This window comes from Catenulispora pinistramenti, from assembly GCF_018274385.1.
Taxonomy (GTDB): domain Bacteria; phylum Actinomycetota; class Actinomycetes; order Streptomycetales; family Catenulisporaceae; genus Catenulispora; species Catenulispora pinistramenti.
In genome coordinates this window covers 124868-142133 of sequence record NZ_JAAFYZ010000002.1, presented here as the reverse complement: position 1 = coordinate 142133, position 17266 = coordinate 124868, and the positions used below count along the sequence as shown (strand labels likewise).

The 17266-nt window shown below is 65.8% G+C and carries 13 protein-coding genes; 9 read left to right on the top strand and 4 right to left on the bottom strand.

What is annotated here, in order from left to right; translation table 11 throughout:
* Positions 1-85: 85 nt before the first annotated feature.
* The 8 genes from KGQ19_RS00795 to KGQ19_RS00760 all read left to right on the top strand — a co-directional run bounded on the left by KGQ19_RS00795 (position 86) and on the right by KGQ19_RS00760 (position 7592).
* On the top strand, positions 86-2467 hold the full coding sequence (locus KGQ19_RS00795; RefSeq protein ID WP_212007062.1) for a type IV secretory system conjugative DNA transfer family protein: 2382 nt from the start codon (positions 86-88) through the stop codon (positions 2465-2467).
* Between the two features lie 83 nt (positions 2468-2550).
* Positions 2551-3333, top strand: a complete 783-nt coding sequence (locus tag KGQ19_RS00790; RefSeq protein WP_212007061.1) for a replication-relaxation family protein — start codon at positions 2551-2553, stop codon at positions 3331-3333.
* Between the two features lie 38 nt (positions 3334-3371).
* A complete protein-coding gene (locus KGQ19_RS00785) occupies positions 3372-3953 on the top strand; it encodes a C40 family peptidase (RefSeq protein ID WP_230418025.1) in 582 nt (193 codons plus the stop codon).
* A 594-nt stretch (positions 3954-4547) separates the two neighbouring features.
* Complete coding sequence (locus KGQ19_RS00780; RefSeq protein WP_212007059.1) at positions 4548-4793, top strand: hypothetical protein; 246 nt, start codon at positions 4548-4550, stop codon at positions 4791-4793.
* A gap of 176 nt (positions 4794-4969) precedes the next feature.
* On the top strand, positions 4970-5404 hold the full coding sequence (locus tag KGQ19_RS00775) for a hypothetical protein (RefSeq protein WP_212007058.1): 435 nt from the start codon (positions 4970-4972) through the stop codon (positions 5402-5404).
* Positions 5405-5563: 159 nt separating this feature from the next.
* Positions 5564-5881 (top strand): SPDY domain-containing protein, encoded by a 318-nt coding sequence (locus tag KGQ19_RS00770; RefSeq protein ID WP_212007057.1) that lies wholly within the window; start codon positions 5564-5566, stop codon positions 5879-5881.
* Between the two features lie 88 nt (positions 5882-5969).
* The gene (locus tag KGQ19_RS00765) at positions 5970-6617 is read left to right on the top strand and encodes a hypothetical protein (RefSeq protein WP_212007056.1); all 648 of its coding nucleotides are present in this window, start codon (positions 5970-5972) and stop codon (positions 6615-6617) included.
* A gap of 135 nt (positions 6618-6752) precedes the next feature.
* On the top strand, positions 6753-7592 hold the full coding sequence (locus KGQ19_RS00760; protein ID WP_212007055.1) for a DUF2637 domain-containing protein: 840 nt from the start codon (positions 6753-6755) through the stop codon (positions 7590-7592).
* Positions 7593-8553: 961 nt separating this feature from the next.
* On the opposite strand, the gene KGQ19_RS49145 is transcribed toward KGQ19_RS00760, so the two are convergent.
* Entirely contained in the window at positions 8554-8823 is a 270-nt protein-coding gene (locus KGQ19_RS49145) for a hypothetical protein (protein ID WP_230418003.1), read from the bottom strand.
* A 286-nt stretch (positions 8824-9109) separates the two neighbouring features.
* Here KGQ19_RS49145 and KGQ19_RS00755 point away from each other — a divergent pair, with 286 nt between their 5' ends.
* Positions 9110-12481, top strand: coding sequence for an FtsK/SpoIIIE domain-containing protein (locus tag KGQ19_RS00755; RefSeq protein WP_230418002.1), 3372 nt, complete (start codon positions 9110-9112; stop codon positions 12479-12481).
* A 1042-nt stretch (positions 12482-13523) separates the two neighbouring features.
* Here the strand turns inward: KGQ19_RS00755 and KGQ19_RS00750 are convergent.
* The 3 genes from KGQ19_RS00750 to KGQ19_RS00740 all read right to left on the bottom strand — a co-directional run bounded on the left by KGQ19_RS00750 (position 13524) and on the right by KGQ19_RS00740 (position 17139).
* A complete protein-coding gene (locus KGQ19_RS00750) occupies positions 13524-14180 on the bottom strand; it encodes a hypothetical protein (RefSeq protein ID WP_212007054.1) in 657 nt (218 codons plus the stop codon).
* Between the two features lie 623 nt (positions 14181-14803).
* Entirely contained in the window at positions 14804-15319 is a 516-nt protein-coding gene (locus KGQ19_RS00745; RefSeq protein ID WP_212007053.1) for a hypothetical protein, read from the bottom strand.
* Positions 15316-17139 carry an alpha/beta hydrolase gene (locus KGQ19_RS00740; protein ID WP_212007052.1) on the bottom strand — a complete coding sequence of 608 codons (1824 nt, stop codon included), beginning with the start codon at positions 17137-17139 and terminating at the stop codon, positions 15316-15318. The genes KGQ19_RS00745 and KGQ19_RS00740 overlap by 4 nt, the downstream gene beginning before the upstream one ends.
* Positions 17140-17266 lie beyond the last annotated feature (127 nt).

Genomic DNA, 17266 nt, shown 5'->3' with positions numbered 1-17266 from the left:
ACCGTCGGACCCACCCATCTGGACCGATGTCCACCCCACGTCCCTGTCGCGGTTCCTCATGAACCCCGGCTCATACTTCGCATCGATGCTTGATGGCATCGGCACGTTCTTCGAGCAGTGGTGGCCGCTGATCGGAGCGGGTGCGGCATGGTTGGCGTGCGCGTTCGTCGGTCTTCGCGTCATGCTGCGCTCGCGCCATCGCCGTCTGATGGCTGACAGCGCCCGCAAGGTCGAGATCCTCGTGCCACCGCACGTAGAACCCGGATCCGGCGCGGCGTTCTGGGCACATCTGCACGCAATGCTGCGCCCCGCCTGGAGGCGGTTCATCGATGGGCAGCCGCACTTGGTCTTCGAGTACACATGGACCGCCGACGCGCTGACGCTCGGCGTCTGGGTGCCCGGTGTCGTACCGCCTGGCATGGTCGAGCGGGCGGTAACGGCCGCATGGCCCGCGGCACAGACCACCGTCGTCACCCCGGCCCCGGCTCCGATTCCACTCACCGGTACGGCAACCGGTGGACGGCTGCGGTTGGCCAAGCCGGAGATCCTGCCGTTGCGGTCGGACTTCGACGCTGACCCGTTGCGTCCGCTGCTGGAGGCGGCCAGCGGCTTGACCGGACGCGAGTCGGCCGCGGTGCAGGTGCTGGCGAGGCCTGCGACCGGCCGGCGGGTCCGGATCTACCGCCGGAAACTGCTGAAGCTGAAGCACGAGGCGTCCGGGGCTTCGGTGCGGGTGCCTGGCCGCACCGTTGTCTTCGACGCGTTCTCACCAGGTAAGCCGATTGCGCGGGCGGTCTCGCGCCAAGACCCGGTGGCTTCGGCAGCGTTGCGTGCGGCGGTCGGGAAGGCGACGGGCTCGCTGTGGGAGACGGAGATCCGCTATGCCGTGGCCGTCTTGGCTCCCCAACTGCGGACACGCACCGAACGCAACGCTGCCGAGCCGCGGCTGCGGGGAGTGGCGCACTCAGTTGCCTCGGCGTTTGGGATCCATGCCGAACGGAACTGGTGGCGACGTAAGCCGCTCTTCAGGCCCGCCCCGACCCTGGCTTCAAGGTTCTGGAAGGGTGGAGATCTGCTGACGGTCGCCGAGTTGGCTGCGGTGGCGCACCTGCCGATGGACACCGCCGCAGTCGGGGTGGTGCGTGCCGGGGCCCGGGTCGTCGCCCCGCCGGCGCGGATCGCTTCCTCCGGTGACCCAAACCAGCTCAAGGTTCTCGGCGATGCGGACGCCGGTCCGGCACGCCGCGTCGCGCTGCAGGTCGCAGACGGCCGTCAGCATACGCACATCATGGGCTCGACGGGTTCAGGCAAGTCGACGCTGATGGCCCGCATGATCCTGGACGACGTTTTGGCCAAGCGCGGCGTCGTCGTGGTCGATCCGAAGGGCGACCTCATCGCGGACCTACTGGACCGGCTGCCGGAGTCGGCCGCTGAGCGGACTGTGTTGATCGACCCCACCGCCGACGGTCTGAAGCCATCGTTGAACATCCTCGCCTCTGGAGAGCCGAACCTGGTCGTCGACAACCTCGTTGGCATCTTTAGCCGGATCTTCGCCTCCAGTTGGGGGCCGCGTACTGACGACGTCTTCCGCGCTGCGTGCCTGACGCTGTTGTCGGTCAAGCGGGACGAGCAGCCGACGCTAGCCGACGTGCCCGCGCTGCTGACGGACCCGGTTGTGAGGGAGCGCTACGTACGGGCCCTGCCGCGGGACACCAAGAACGGCAGGGTGTTGAAGGTGTTCTGGAAGGGGTTCAACGACCTTCCGGCCTCGGCGCAGGGCCTCACCGCGGCGCCGCTTCTTAACAAACTGCGAGCCTTCCTGCTGCGCGACTTCGTGTCCGGCATCGTCGCTACACCAGAGTCGACGGTGGACATGCGCAAGGTGCTCAACGGCGGGATCTGTCTGGCCCGGCTGCCGAAAGGCGTGCTTGGCGAGGACGCCGCGCGGCTGCTCGGCTCGTTCGTCGTCGCCGCGACATGGCAGGCGGCAGCGACGCGAGCCCGGAGCGAGGAAGGGAAGCGGATCGATGCCAGCCTGTATCTGGATGAAAGTCACAATTTCCTCAACTTGCCCTATCCGCTGGAGGACATGCTGGCCGAGGCACGCGGTTACCGACTGTCCCTGGTGCTCGCGCACCAGAACCTTGGCCAGCTCACGGGCGAGCTGAGCGAGGGGATCTCCGCGAACACCCGCAACAAGGTGTTCTTCACCTGCTCGCCGGAAGACGGCCGGGCCCTGGAGCGGCACGTTTCTCCTGCACTGACCGAGCACGACCTGTCGCATCTCGGCGGCTACCAGGCCGCGGTGCGTCTCCTCGCCGACGGGGCATTGGCACCGGCGTTCACGATGCGGACCAGAGCGTTGGCGCCGGCCGTTCCCGGCAGAGCCGATGCGATCCGTCGGCGATTCCAAGCCGACCTGGTCGCCAGGACTCGAACAAGCGATGGGCTGCGTGATGCCGCGTGAGTCGAGCAGCTGCTACCGCCGCGGATACAAAGATCAGCATCGCTGATCGCCTTACACCACGCGACGCCGAGATGCTGCGGCTCTTGGCCGAACACAGGATGTTGACGAGCAAGCAGATCGCCCGCATCCTGTTTCCCAGGGAACGCACCGCACGCGAGCGCATTGCCGCCATGCGGTCGTTCGACCTCATCGAGACCTTCCGTCCGCCGTGCAGCTCGGGGACCTCGCCGCTGCACTGCACGCTGACGGCGAAGGCCCTTCGGCTGGTGGTCGGCGACGACGAGTCAGCCGCTAGCCGACATCGCGTGGCGCGAGCAGGGACGCTTGGAGCCGTTGCGATGGCGCTACGCGCAGACTTGGCCCACCTTCGCGGAACCAACGAAGTCTTTTCCCAGTTGGTCGGGCATGCCCGCAAGAACCCGGGATGCGAGCTGGAGGCTTGGCGTTCGGAATGGTCCTGCGCGCGGCTGTTCGGTGGCCAGGTGCGGCCGGACGGCTTCGGTCGCTGGCGTGATGGTGAGGCGTGGTGCGACTTCTTCCTGGAGTACGACACGGGCACCGAGACTCAGGAACGGCTGCTGGCTAAGCTTGTCGGCTACGCGGATCTTGCGTTCGCAGCGGACGTCACCTGCCCGGTGCTGTTCTGGCTCCCGAGCGTCGTACGGGAGGAGAACCTGCAGCGCCACCTCGCCGACCGACGAAGCGAGGTACCGGTGGCCACCGCTCACGGCGATCCGACGAAGACCGACCCAGCCGGCCCGATCTGGCTTCTCGCAGGGGCTGACAAGGAGCGGCTGCCGCTCGCGGCGCTCGGGGCGGCGTCGGTTCGTGAGAGGGGAGGACGTCAGCACGCCCATGCCTTCTGACATAACCGACCGCTTGACGAGGAGGAACGTCCGTGAGCATGCCGAGTCGCATCGCCGCAGCATGTGCGGCGTTCTTCCTTGTCCTCGTCGTCCTGGTCGCAGCTGCGGCCTCCGCTGTCACCGCAGTCGCCACCCGGCCATTCGCGGCGCTGTGGCACGCAGTGGTCGGCGACTCGCAGCACCTTGAGCACGAGTTCGGTGCGCGTCAGTATGTTGCGCTGGTCGCCTCGGCCGAAGCTCACGCGCCAACGCGGGCGGCTGCCGAAGCAGTGGCGTTCGCCGCCCGGCGGATCGGAATGCCGTATATCTGGGGCGGCGCCGGGCCTGTGGGATATGACTGCTCGGGATTGACTCAAGCGGCGTATGCTGCCGCGGGAATTGACATTCCGAGAACAGCGACGGAACAATTGAGGAGCGGTCCCGTGAAATTACTTTCACGGCTTCGTCCGGGAGATTTGGTCTTCTACGGAAACCCGGCGTTCGCGCACCACGTCGCGATCTACCTGGGTGCTCTCGGCGGTGCCGGTGTCGTGCTGGATGCACCGCGGCCCGGCGAGGTCATCCGGCTTGACCCGCTTGCCGCTGGCGATCTCCTGGCGGCGACGTCGCCGGCGGGATGACGCCCGCCGACATGCCCGCCACTTCGGGGGCCGCTATGGGGGCCGATATCCCCGTCCGTGGCCAGCGAGTGCGCATCGCGCGTAGCAGCAGGCCGGGGACTATTTAAGGTCGCGCGCCGCGTCCCGACGATCGTGCATCCCACGATCTATCGTCGTCCCGCGTCGCGGCGGGCGTGGCCCATGTCGTTCCTCTCGGCCGGCTTCTGCCCGTCCCTTTCCTTCAACTCTCCTTCGTCCTTTCACGCTAACCGCACTGGCGATGTCGGCGTCATGCCCAGCTGACGGACGGTGGGCGATCGGTCAGCGTGTGGTGGCCCCGGGCCGGAATCACACATTTCTAAGCGCGATCTGATTGTCGACTCGCGGGCGCGGAAAAGGTACTGAAATCGATAGGCCGAATGGGTGGTAAATGGCTCTTTCTGGCTGGACTCGAGTTATTTCATCGAGAGATAATGGGTACGTAAGGAAGTGAGGCGCAAAAATGCGAAAGCATTAATCGCCTTCAAGTCCCGGCAGGCACGGCAGCCACCGCACCCGCCGGGGAGTAGGACCACAACCCATCCGCCCGACCCTTCACGATCAAGAGGAGCCGTCATGGAACCCGACGTCATTCTCCCGGAACTCCGGGAACTCGCGCGCAACGCCACGCGGGCCACGCGGGCCGCGCGATCCCCTATCGCTTGCTCGGACCCGGAATGCGCGCACCGCGAGCGCGCGGCCGCCCTCGCGGCCCGGTTCACGGCGCTCGATGCCGACCTGACCAACGGCGGCCTCATCCCCATGGCATGGGCCGGTGGCCCAGACTTCCCCGAACCGCGCGTCTCCGACAACGCCCTGTAGGCGTGCCTGGCGCACCTGACAGCGGTGCGCTCCTGATCTGGTCGCCGGGCCGTAACCCCATTCGCACAGACCGGCCCGGCGACCGCCCTTGAAACCCGATTCCAAGCCTTCTGGGGCGGAGCCACGCCCAAAACAGGCCGCCCGCCACCGCGCAACCCCATCAAAGAGGAGCCACCATGTCCGAGTCCGTGATCGACCCAACCAACGCCAGGACCTTCGCCCGCGACCGTGCCGAGGGGATCACCGGGATGGACTTCGAGTCCCTGTCTGTGTTCGCCGATGGCGGCGACCCCTGCGACCCGTTCCGCCTGATGGCCGGAGAGATCGTCGACGCGATCGGCTGGGCCGACGAGGCAGAGGCCGCCTACGACCGGTTCCTGATGTTCGCCTCGGCGGCGATCGACACTGCGCGCCGGTTCCTGACCGACTACGGATCCCCGGACGACCCGGCCAATCTGTACGGCGAGATGAACAACGTCGCCACGGCGGCCGATGAACTGAACGCCTCCCGGTCCGCGCTGGACGCGGCCTTGGTCGGCTTCCAGATCGCCGCCCACACCATTGGCCTGGATTACGGCGACCTCGGCAGCCATGGCGAAGCCGCCGCTTGAGGCAACAACGGGTGCCGGGCCTTCGCCCACCCGGCACCTGCCCTGGTCTCGCGCTCTCCCCGATCCCCGTCAGCACCTACTTTCCGGAGGAATCCCCATGCCAACCACCACGTCCAAGGCTCCGAGAGCCCGACACCACCCTGCGGCGGGGGCGTCGTCATGACGACCGTCCCCACATGCGCCAGTGGAGCAGGCGAGCCCGGCATGGTCCTGGACCTGCTGGCCGGCGACGGATGGTCCTGCGACGCCTACGGCAGCAACGTGACTATCCAGTCGGCTGATCACCGCCTCAAGGTCCAGTTCCGCCCCGAACGCGCACCCACCGTCCCACGCCAACCCCTCTGGCTCGTCGACTACTGGCCCGCCGACGGTGACAGCGGACATTTTTGGCGGGCCACCTTCACCGACGACACACCGGCTGAACTCATCGCAGCCTTCTGTGTGCTACTCGGCGACGACGTCGAACTCGCCGACTGACTCGCCTGACGCCACCCCTCACAGACCGCCGGGCGGGTGCTACGGCTCCTGCAGCCGCCCGGCCCTATACAACAAGGACCTGGAAACAATGACCTCTTATGCCCCACCACCGACCGGCGGTACTGCCGCCGATCTACTCGCCTGGTGGCAGCAGCGCGCCCGCACCGACCGGGTTGCGACTAGCTACTACACAGCCTGTGACATGGCTCTTTCCGAGCTGGGTTCCGAATCCCAGCTTCGCGAAATTAGCGCCCTCACGCTGTACGTGGACGATCTCGCACGCAGGGCGGCGGATGGTTGTTGGCTCGGCCTGTCCGAGTCGGCGCGCCACCACCAGACGTTGCGTCTGCGGCGTGCGCTCAGCCTCTTCAGCGCCGCCCTCCGGATGTACGGCGGCGCGCCTGCGGCAACCTCCCGTCTTCTCCCTAAACCGGCCGCGGGCACCCTAACGCCAGCCGTGCTGGACGGCGGCGGGGAAGATAGCTCGCTGGTTGCCGCACCGGAACCTATTGCCCACCTGGTCTCTGACGAGTGGGTGCTATCGGCCGCTACCGCAGTGCTCGACGCTGCCAGCTCCGTCGCCGCGTCTACTTCGCTTGAGAACCTGGCCGCGCTGAGTGCAGCCATCTCTGCGCTTGAGACCGCCCTCGCCGAAGCTGGCGTTGCGCCCGAGCGCATTCCCGCCACGGCAGCGGCCCTTACCGCATACATCCATCGCCGTACTCCCCGCCGCTGAACGTCTGCCGGTCCGCGGCAGCGGACCGGCTGTCACCCGGGACCAGCAGGACGACCCCGAGACGGTCGTCCTGGTGATCGTGACCGTCCCACCAACCGGACCGGGACAATGCAGCAATGGAAAGGAACCAAGCCGATGAGTTGCGTCCCGGACCGGGACGGACACGTTGCCGTCCCGGTTAGTCGCTACGTCGCAGTCGCCGTCCTCAGCGCGGCGGTTGCCGGAATCGTCGTGGTCGGCTTCCTCGGCTCCTACGGCCCGCTGCGTGACGCCTTCCTCTCAATCCATCAGAGCCAGTCCGCCGCAGCCCGCGATCCGCTGGCCGTCGATGGCCTAATCGCAGTGGCAGTCGCGTCGGCGATCTGGCTCCGCCATGAAGCGCCGGCCCGCCGCTATGCGTTGACCGTCGCCGGCGTGACGACCGGCGCCTCACTGCTCCTGAACTTCCTGCATGGCCAGGGTGTTATCCAGCCAGGCGGCCTGGTCCGCCAGCCGCTGCACCCGGTGCTCGTCTTTACCATCGCGTCGCTGCCCGTCGCGGCAATCGGCTTCGGCTCGCACCTGCTTGTCGCCTGCCTGCGGCAGTTCGGACCGGTCCGGGTACAGGACCCAGTCCCGGCTGATGGCCACGTTCTGACAAACGATCCGTACCAGGACGGCCTGAGCGAGCAGGACGACCGTACCCTCCGGCCGACGACGGCCTCTCACGCTCCGAAGGCCAAGCCCGGCCGTCGTCCTCGCCCGGAGCGGGACGTCCTGCCACCTGTGACGCTGCGTCCCGGTCCGGACCAGGACCTGGTCGTTCGGGGGCGGGTGGCGCTGGCAGCCCTCGTCGCGGACGGTGTCACGCCCTCTCGGGACGCTTTGCGCGCTCGAATGGGTGTCGGCAACGGTAAGGCGAGCGCGGTGTGGTCCGTCCTGCAGGACGAGCGGGCGAACCGTCCTAGCGATCGCACTGTCGTGGAAAAGGACTGAGGTCGCTATCAGGACGACGGATAGCTGATCGCGCGATTTGGCTCGTGGGGGTGCAGGTCAGTGGACCAGGCTGCGCACGAGCATCCACGCTCGATTTCACGACGAAGTCCAGCAATACGGCCCCATCGAGTCGACATGGACCCCGTACAGGTGACAGGAGCTTGACAAGCTAGGCCCTTACAGGGGTGAACTTCATAGATCGGGGAAGTTCCGAGAGTGATCAGAGCTTTGACTCCCGATGTCGACGAAGTCGATAATCGACGCGCGGTGGGCCGTGATCTGCGGGGCTGAGTTCGCCGTATCCGACAAGGGGGGAGAGTCGGTGGACTCAGTTTTAATCGCGCGGGTGCGTAGCTCGGCGAATCCATCGGATGCCTGTCCGCTGCGGTCTGTGCGGCAAGTGCATGCGGCGCTGGGGTATCTAGCGTACGCAGACGCGGTGGACGACTCCCATGAGGCCTCGACCCAGTGACTGAGCTGTTTGGTGGCGCCATATGCGCATGACCTTGACGATCGTCGATCCGCTCCAGGCAGCGAAGGCAGACGTCGTGCTGTCCGCTGATGACCAGACTCCTATAGCCCAGATTGCCACGCTCCTGGGGAGATTGATCGGCAGTCCTGGACCGGATGCGCCGGCCTTGTTCGTCGGCGGAGAGTTGGTCGGTACGCACCACACGCTCGCCTCGTCACCACTCCTGGAAGGGGCGGTGGTCTCGCTCCGCGACCCGTCCGGAGGTTTGCCGTACGAGCCGAGCGGGGCCTTCGAGATACGCGTGGTGGGCGGGCCCGCGGCGGGTCCGGTTCATCGCCTGGTCCCCGGCAGTGTCGATGCGGGCCGAGCATCAGGGATGCAGATTCGCCTGGATGATCCAGCGGTCCCGGACTGTGCGCTTCGGGTCAGCCTCGACGTCAACGGCGTGGTGCGCCTCGCTCCGTTCGAGGGAACCACGGCCGCCCTGGATCAGGTGCCGTTGCAGACACAGGCCGTGTGGCCTGTGGGGTCGCAGGTCGCTGTCGGGTCGACGCTGCTCGAACTGGGGCCGTACACGCCGCCGGATGCGGCGTTGATCGTGGCGGAGGACGGCACCGCGCTTGAGTTCAACCGGCCGCCGCGGTTGCTGCCGCCGGAGCGGCAGACCCGCTTCCGGCTTCCGGCGCCGGTCAGCGAGGAGCACAAGCGGCCGTTCCCGATCGTGATGCTGGTCGCTCCGCTGCTGATGTCGGTGGTCATGGCGGTCATGCTGAAGCGGCCGGAGTATCTGATGATGGCGGCGATGTCGCCCGTGATGATGATGGGCAACTTCTGGCAGGACAAGAAGTCCGGCAAGAAGACCTTCGCCCAGCAAGCCGCCGAGTACGAGGAGAAGAAGGCCCGGATCGAGCAGGAAGCCCGGAGCGCTCTGACTGCGGAGCGGCGGGCCCGGCTGCATGCTTGCCCGGACGCGGCGATGATTCTGGACATCGCTACCGGCCCGCGGATGCGGTTGTGGGAGCGGCGCCGCGAGGACGAGGACCACTTGCTGCTGCGGGTCGGCACCCTGGACCAGCCCAGCGAGGTCGTTCTGGACGACCCCGAGCAAGACGAGCACCGGCGCCAGGTGGCGTGGGCCCTACCCGACGCGCCCGTGACGGTCCCGCTGCGTGAGCGTGGTGTGATCGGGCTTGCCGGGGCTGGGGACACCCCTCGGGCGATCGCGCGGTGGCTGCTTGCCCAGACAGCGACCTTGACCAGCCCCACGGACGTCCAGATATATCTGCTGACCGATCGTGAAGCACAGCCGGCGTGGGACTGGCTGCGTTGGCTGCCGCACGTTCGCGCCGGAGAAGGCACTCAAGCCAGTGCTTTGGTAGGTGTCGACGCCACGACCGTTGCGCAGCGCATCGCGGAGCTCAACGCCGTAGTCACCGCCCGGACGAAGGCCGTGGCCTCCGACCAACGCCGGGATGCGCGGTTCGAGGAACCCGACATCATCGTGGTCCTCGATGGCTCGCGGCGGCTGCGCGCCATGCCGGGAATGGTCCAGATCCTGGTGCAAGGACCTGCGGTCGGTGTCTACGCCATATGTCTTGACGCCGAGCAGCGGTTCTTGCCTGGCGAGTGCCAGGCAGTTGCCGTCGTGGGCCCGGACGGTCTGCGGGTCCAGCAGGTCGGCGAGGAGGTTCTGCTCGGTGTACGGCCGGATGCGGTGTCGCCGGTGTGGTGCCAACGTTTGGCGCGCGGTTTGTCAGCCGTCCGTGTGGTCGCCGAGTCCAAGGATGAGACCGGAATTCCGACATCGAGCCGTCTGCTGGACGTGTTGGGCTTGGAGCCGCCGACCAGTCAGGCGATCGCTGCCCGGTGGACGATGGGCGGTGAGACGACGATGGCGATGTTGGGCGAGTCGTTCGACGGGCCGTTCGGGATCGACATCCGTCGGGATGGTCCGCATGGTCTGATCGCCGGTACTACTGGTGCCGGTAAGTCTGAGTTGTTGCAGTCGATCGTGGCGTCGTTGGCGGTGGCGAACAAGCCGACGGCGATGACGTTCGTGTTGGTGGACTACAAGGGCGGTTCGGCGTTCAAGGACTGTGTGCAGTTGCCGCACACGGTGGGTATGGTCACGGACCTGGACAACCACCTGGTGGAGCGGGCGCTGGAGTCGTTGGGCGCGGAGCTGAAGCGCCGGGAGCACATCCTGGCCGAGGCTGATGCTAAGGATATTGAGGCTTACGGGGACATCCGGAAGAAGGCTGCGTCGATCGAGGGGCGCAACCAGCTGGATCCGATGCCGCGGTTGCTGATCGTGATCGACGAGTTCGCGTCGATGGTGCGGGAGTTGCCGGACTTCGTCACGGGTCTGGTGAACATTGCTCAGCGTGGTCGGTCTCTGGGTATTCACTTGCTGCTGGCCACGCAGCGTCCGTCGGGTGTGGTGTCGCCGGAGATCCGGGCCAACACCAACCTTCGGATCGCGCTGCGGGTGACCGATGGGGCCGAGTCGACGGACGTCATCGACGACCCCTCGGCCGGGTTCATCTCCAAGTCGACGCCTGGTCGTGCCTATGTGCGGCTGGGTGCCAACTCGCTGGTGCCGTTCCAGTCTGGTCGTGTCGGTGGCCGCCGCCCCGGCGCGGCCGTCACGAAGGTGCCCGCTCCTTGGGGAACCCATCTGTCGTGGTCTGCACTGGCTGTCCAGCCTCCGCGCGAGCCTGAGCCTCCGAAGGTCGAGGACGACGCTGAGGTCACGGACTTGAAGGTGTTGGTCGACGCGATTCGCGAGGCGAACACGGCGATGCAGATTCCGCCGCAGCACTCGCCGTGGTTGCCGGCGTTGCAGGACTCGGTGTTGCTTTCGGATGTGCCGCCGGTGCGTCGCCATGGCGGTCACGACTTGGCGCCGGTGCCGTGGGGTATCGATGACTTGCCGTCGTTGCAGGCGCGGCGGGCGGCGGTGCTGGACTTCGGTTCGCTGGGGCACATGCTCATCGCCGGTGCGCCTCGGTCGGGGCGCTCGCAGGTGCTGCGGACGATGGCCGGTGCGATCGCGTTGACGCAGTCGACCGCTGATGTGCACATCTACGGGATCGACTGTGGTTCCGGTGCGCTGCTGCCGCTGACGGCGTTGCCGCACTGTGGTGCGGTGGTGCAGCGTCAGCAGTCCGAGCGGGCGACGCGGTTGATCTCCCGGTTGAACCAGGAGATCGCCAACCGCCAGGAGCGATTTGCAGGGCAAGGATTCTCCGGCATCGTGGAGCAGCGTTCGTCGGTGCTGCCAGAGGAGCGGATGCCGCACATCATCGTGTTGTTGGACCGTTGGGACGGCTTCCTGGGTTCGCTGGGCGAGATCGACGGCGGCACGCTGACTGATGAGATCCAGCGGATCATGCGCGAGGGCCAGGGGGTCGGCGTGCACATGGTCATCACCGGCGACCGCCAAGTGCTCGGCGGACGTATCTCGTCTTTGACCGAGGACAAGTTGTCCTTTCGGCTCCCGGACAAGCAGGACTTCAGCCTGATCAATTTGCGGCCGCGCAAGCTTCCAGACGAGATGGCACCCGGCCGTGCGTTCCGGGCCGAATCGGGCCTGGAGACCCAGGTCGCCTTGCTCACGCAGGACCCGTCAGGTCAGGCACAGGCCGCCGAACTAGCAGCGATCGCCGAGCAGGCCAAGGCCCGCGACGCGCAGATCCCGCGCTCGCGCCGCCCGTTCCGGGTCGACGTGCTGCCGAACCGGATCTCCCTGGCCGAGGCCTGGGAGCTGCGGGACGAGAGCTCGACTGCCCGCCCAGGTTTCGCCCTGGTCGGCGTCGGTGGTGACGAACTGGTGGCCGCCGGCCCTGATCTCTTCGATGGTGTCCCGTCTTTCACCATCGCCGGCCCGCCCAAATCTGGCCGCAGCACCACACTGGTCTCAATGGCGCGCTCGCTCATCGCCCAGGGTGCGTCAACCGTGCTCGTCGCGCCCCGGAAGTCCCCGTTGCGGGACATGCGTGGTCAGCCGGGTGTCCTGGCGGTGCTCGAGGAACCCGACCTGAGCGCCGAGGATCTGGAAAAGGTGGTGGGGGAAGCACCAGGGCCAATCGTGGTACTCGTCGACGATGGCGAAGTGCTGAAGGATGCCTCTGCGGGACGGGTGTTCAGCGACATCATTGCCAACGTCGCGGAGGCCAGCCGCGCCCTGGTCGTCGCCGGCGACGCCGAGGAGCTCGGTGTCGGATTCAGCGGTTGGCACACCGAACTACGCAAGGCGCGGCGAGGCGCACTGCTTTCGCCGCAAGGTCCCACCGACGGGAACCTGATAGGAGCACGAGTACCGCGAGGTGCCATCGGCGCTCAGATCCAGCCTGGCCGGGCGTTGCTCCACCTCGGTGACGGCGCTTTGCGCACGGTCCAGGTACCGATGTCCTGACGATGCATAAGCCGGCGGGGCGGCCCGCGACGAATAGCCCATGACTAAGAGCTCTGATTCATTTTATGCCTCAGGGAACCGGCCTATCGTGCTGGTCAGGGAGCATGCGATGACCGGGGGGCTGCGCGTTGCGATGAACACTCCTCCGTTCGGTCGCATCTACATGTTCCGAATCGGAGGGGGATACGGCACGAGGCGAAAGTGGACCGCCACTACTCGGCGAAGCAGGCTCGTTGCCGCATTGGCCGGGACGGCCGCGCTAGCGGGCACGATGTCGACCACGGCCAGTCTGGCGCACGCGGCACAGACTCCATGTCTTGGAGGGAACCCGGGCAATGGCCACTGCTCCATACGCACCACCTACGGCTCCGGCAACTCCTATGGCGCCCCGCCCATCTGGACAAACGCGGTAGGAACAGACCTCCGTGTCCCGTGTATCAAGATCAGCAACGTGAACACGGACACTCTCACTTACGAGATGTGAATGTCGACCCAGAACAACGTCGTCGGCTGGGGCGCCTACTGGGTCGAGGAGGGTGTTGTCGCCGGCCACTTGTATGACGCCAACGCCACCGGTTGGTACTGGTTCTGGGCCGACAGTCAGCCAACTACCACGAACACATCATCTCCGGAGGCACCGCCGACAACACGAACGTCAGCCTCTACTGGGTGGGCAACGGCAACTGGGTTGTCTACCGCGGCGGTGTGCGTATCAGCACTTCGCTGGGCGTCGGCGACTACGCCGGAGGCGCGGCGACTGGAGCTGAACTGGCCTCAGGCGGAGCCGTGGCCCTTAGCGGGTATTCGGACAACTTCGAGTACGCGGACCCGAGTGGGAATCGGCACGGCGTTACCCCAAACTGGGACGACAGTTACGGCGGCCCGCTCTACGGGCGGTACTCCCCGGCATTGTTGCTAACGCCCCTGTGGAGTTCGCATGCACCGGGCACGGTCGGCACCAGCCACGCCGATAACGCTTCTGGCTTATCCGGGCCGGCTGCGGAGCGTCACTTTCCGCGGCCGGCCCGGTTGGTGGTTCTGGCTATGAGGTGATGGGAGCGACGGAGTAATCGGTCATCACGGCCGCACCACCCGGCATGGGGCTCAGATCCCCGCTGTCCAGCGCAAGCAGGATCTTACTGGCACCGAACGGTGCGTGGCTGGTGGCGGTGTCGATGAGCTTCTCCCCGTTCACCCAGATCGTGAAGTGGGCCGAGGAGCCACGCATATCGACCTCGGCTTGCAGGTGACAGTCCGTATCGGGCTTGAAGGCGGTGATGTTCGACCGCATGATGTCGCTGACCGTAGGGTAGTTAGAGTCCGTATACGTGATCAAGGATAGATCCACCGCTCCGTCCGTGGTCACCGCGATTCTGAACTCATCCGGCCTAGGTGTTCCCAATTGGATTTGCGTAGTGGGGTCGGAGATTTCGAACCCTGCTTGGTGGTCGCCGGACGAGCGAGGCGCCTGCAGTCGGACGGTGGCACTGAGTAGGTAATTCTTCACTGTGACCTGGTCCGACGCCTGGTCGCCCCAATTGCTGTCATTTCCGGTGCCCGTGAGGTTGATCGGGCCGAGCGTGGAGTCGAGCGCACTTCCCGTGGCTACTGGGGCCACTGGTACCGACGGTTCGCCACCGTGACTCTTTGCACTGCCGCACCCGGCGAGCAGGCCCACCGACAGCAGGCCTGCCGCCATTCGCAGCCCTCCCGATGACCCGGACAATTCGAACCCTCTCGATCTCGGTGTTCCCCCACTGCTTTTCCCGAGAAGAGAAGGGCGATGGGCCGTGCGAAGGATTCAGTATGATCCGCGCCCCGCACGCCTGTGACCGGAAAAGTGACCACAGCCCGGCTAGCTAGGAGTATAGGTCCGTAACGCCGACCCCACCAGCGGTTCGTGATCTTTGACGTGGGGTGATCTCGGTATTGGCCCTCCCCCGGCCGCGGGTCAGCAGGTGCGCCAGCTCGACCATCCTCTTTCGCGTGCCGATCACGACTCCGGAATCTTCTGCGACTGCGAGGCAGCTGGATGACTGGCTTTTCCACAGCTACACGCCGTAGCGGCAGCAAGGATCAGTACGCCGCTGAGGCGTGCAACCTGAGGTGTTGACAGCCGGATCAATAGACTGCTCCGCCTCCGAGCAAGATGTTCACCGGGTTGTCCAATGAGTCGGATGCGGCAGCGTCGTGCTCGCCTGATTGAAGTACTTTCCATGGGGGCAGATCTGGAAGTACGCCGCCACTATCGTAGGTGCGTTTTGAAGCAACCCACGTCCGGCATAAGCTAGCGTCACCGTACGGTGCAAGACCCCTTTCGAATTACGACTTCACGTTGCAGCCGGTTCCGGCGGTGAACATGGCCAGGTGCTGATTGTCGTTGGGGTCGAATTGCATGCCGACTCCAACGCCGCTCTTCGTGCCATGCACCACGATTAGATTGGGATCTTTGCGAACTGTGACGCCCGAGTAGCCGTTGCTCTTCAGGTAGCTCCCCAGCGCGTCGGCCATCCGGTCGGCATCGCCGGTGGATACGCCGTGGATGTTGACCCCGGTCCCCGCATAGTCGCCGTGGTCTCCGCCCGCGCCATTGTCACAGGGTTCGATGCTGGCGGATGTCGCCCAGGTGTCTGGGACCCGTCCGGTGGCCTTGACGGCATCGTTGACGGCTTGAACAGCTTCCTGCTGGGCCTGGCTACGACTGATCGTCGCCGTGGCCTTATGCCAGGTGAAGATGAGCGCACCGGCAATCGCGACGAGTACGATCACGAGGATGATCAGGTTGCGTCGCCGGAAGCGGCTGATCCGTGACGCACCCTGGGCTGATGATGCCGTCACGAGCCAGAGACCTTTCCGTAGTCGCCGACGATGATGTTGGTCATGTTCGACAAGCTCGAGCCGTCGCTGAGGCTTTCAGGGCTACGTTGCACAGGATCGAAGTACTCGCCGTGGGCATCCATGCCGCCGGTGCCAGTGTCGCCGGGCGCCACGTGGAAGACGTTAGCCCCGAACTGTGAGGCAGCCGGGTTCTGGCCGAACCATCCACCGTGCGTGTTGGTTCCCAGCAGGTCTTCGATGAAATGATCGACGCTCTTTCCAGGGTCGACGAAGACGAAGTTGTTGCTCTGCGACTGAACGACGTCGGAAAGTACTGGCACCGGGTCGTTTGCCGCTGCGCCTGCCCACACGTGGCCGGGCGCAATGTGCAGGTCCGAGGCATGATCGACACCGACGCCGGGGCTGCCGGCGAAAATGATGTCGTCGACCGGGATGCCGCCGGGTTGAGCAGCGGCGGTACCCACCACCAAGGATCCATAGCTGTGTCCGAGCGCGGTGTAGTGAACCGGACCGTTAACGGTGCTGGTGACGTGCAGACCGTCCAGGAATCGGGTGAGGTCGGGCGCGGCTGCCTTAGCGTCTCCGTCCCCTGCGACGTCGAGCGCGTGCGTGATGTCGGAACTAGCTCCTGGGCTGAGGCCCGGGATGACCGGCGCGTTGTACCCGAGCCAGAAGACTGACGCGACTGACGCGCTCGGGTGATCTTGCAGCGCTTGCAGGTACAGGTTCTCGGTGTGCGGGATGTCGTTGTCGATCATGTGGTCGCTCATGGTCGTGCCCAGACCGGGCACGTAGGTCACCACGTTCTGGGCGGTGTCCGGGTTGCCTGCGGTCATTATCAGATGGCCGTTGCCGGCGGTATCGAAGTGCAACAGGAGAAGCGGTGGCATCGGCGCCGTGAACGAGGTGGGATTCTGGCCCTTGGCGGTGTGATTGTCAGTCCGCCATGCTTGACCAGTAGCATTCAACTGATTGCGCAAGTGGACCAGTACAGCAAGCGTAGCCGGATCTGACCCGTTGGCTTGCAGGCGTGTGATTTCGAAGTCCAGTAGGGCACGGTTCGCCTTGTCCCGATCCACACAGGGGATGCCGTCCAGGGATCCGATGATGTCTGGATGCTCACTCAGCAACTTGTCACGTTCAGCCTGGGATAGCGACGTCCACCACGAGGCGATCTCACTCGGGTCGGCTCCGGGTAGCGGGAGTTCGGCGACATCGAGGTCGACCACGGCTTGCGGAGCGAGGACGAGGTCGGCGGCGTTGCCCCCGAAGGCCGCGAACCGTTCGTTGAAGTCGCCGGAGCTTTGGCCGCTGGCACCGAGTTGTGCGGTGATGCCGTGTGCGCTGTCGGTTGCGCTCTCGATGGCGTTCATCCAGATACGTTTTGCGTCGCGAAGCTCGCTGAGCAGGTTTACCAAGTCCCCGCGTCGGCTTCCGATCGCCAGCCAGCTCTGCGCGATCTTGTCGTAGTTCGCCTTGTAGGCGTCGTGGCCCAAGGTGCTGCTGCCGGCGTAGTCGTCCAGACGCGTCTCAAGCTCGGGCCTGTAGGGAATCGTCACCAGGGTCCGGACTGCGTCTTGGGACAACCCGGTGTCCACCTCCATCTCCTCTGCATCGTAGAGCGAGGCTGTGGCGAGCAGATCGATCTGACTCTGGATATCGGCAATCTTGCCGCTGAAGGTCGCGAATGCGTCCCCGACCTCCCGATATGCCTTCGCGGCACCGTCGAGCATGCCGGGGAAGGGCCCGGCCGCTGCGCGGAAGGCCTCTCCGGATTTACCCATCCACGTGGTGATCGCTGGGTCGTTGATCAGGCTCACGGCCCCGCGCCATGACTGATCGGCGTCATTGGCGAAGGAGTGGTAGCGATACGCCATAGTTTGCAGACCCGAGCTGTCTTGGGGGACAGGATCGGCGTCCAGCCCAAGCGGCCACCACTCGGTCGGG

What these genes read in the sequence shown, in the direction of transcription:
- KGQ19_RS00795 (WP_212007062.1), top strand. Translation starts at nt 86, where the DNA reads ATGCTTGATGGCATCGGCACGTTCTTCGAGCAGTGGTGGCCGCTGATC.
- KGQ19_RS00785 (WP_230418025.1), top strand. Translation starts at nt 3,372, where the DNA reads ATGCCGAGTCGCATCGCCGCAGCATGTGCGGCGTTCTTCCTTGTCCTC.
- KGQ19_RS00780 (WP_212007059.1), top strand. Translation starts at nt 4,548, where the DNA reads ATGGAACCCGACGTCATTCTCCCGGAACTCCGGGAACTCGCGCGCAAC.
- KGQ19_RS00775 (WP_212007058.1), top strand. Translation starts at nt 4,970, where the DNA reads ATGTCCGAGTCCGTGATCGACCCAACCAACGCCAGGACCTTCGCCCGC.
- KGQ19_RS00770 (WP_212007057.1), top strand. Translation starts at nt 5,564, where the DNA reads ATGACGACCGTCCCCACATGCGCCAGTGGAGCAGGCGAGCCCGGCATG.
- KGQ19_RS00765 (WP_212007056.1), top strand. Translation starts at nt 5,970, where the DNA reads ATGACCTCTTATGCCCCACCACCGACCGGCGGTACTGCCGCCGATCTA.
- KGQ19_RS00760 (WP_212007055.1), top strand. Translation starts at nt 6,753, where the DNA reads ATGAGTTGCGTCCCGGACCGGGACGGACACGTTGCCGTCCCGGTTAGT.
- KGQ19_RS49145 (WP_230418003.1), bottom strand. Translation starts at nt 8,823, where the DNA reads ATGACCACCGACATCAGCAGCGGAGCGACCAGCATCACGATCGGGAAC.
- KGQ19_RS00750 (WP_212007054.1), bottom strand. Translation starts at nt 14,180, where the DNA reads ATGGCGGCAGGCCTGCTGTCGGTGGGCCTGCTCGCCGGGTGCGGCAGT.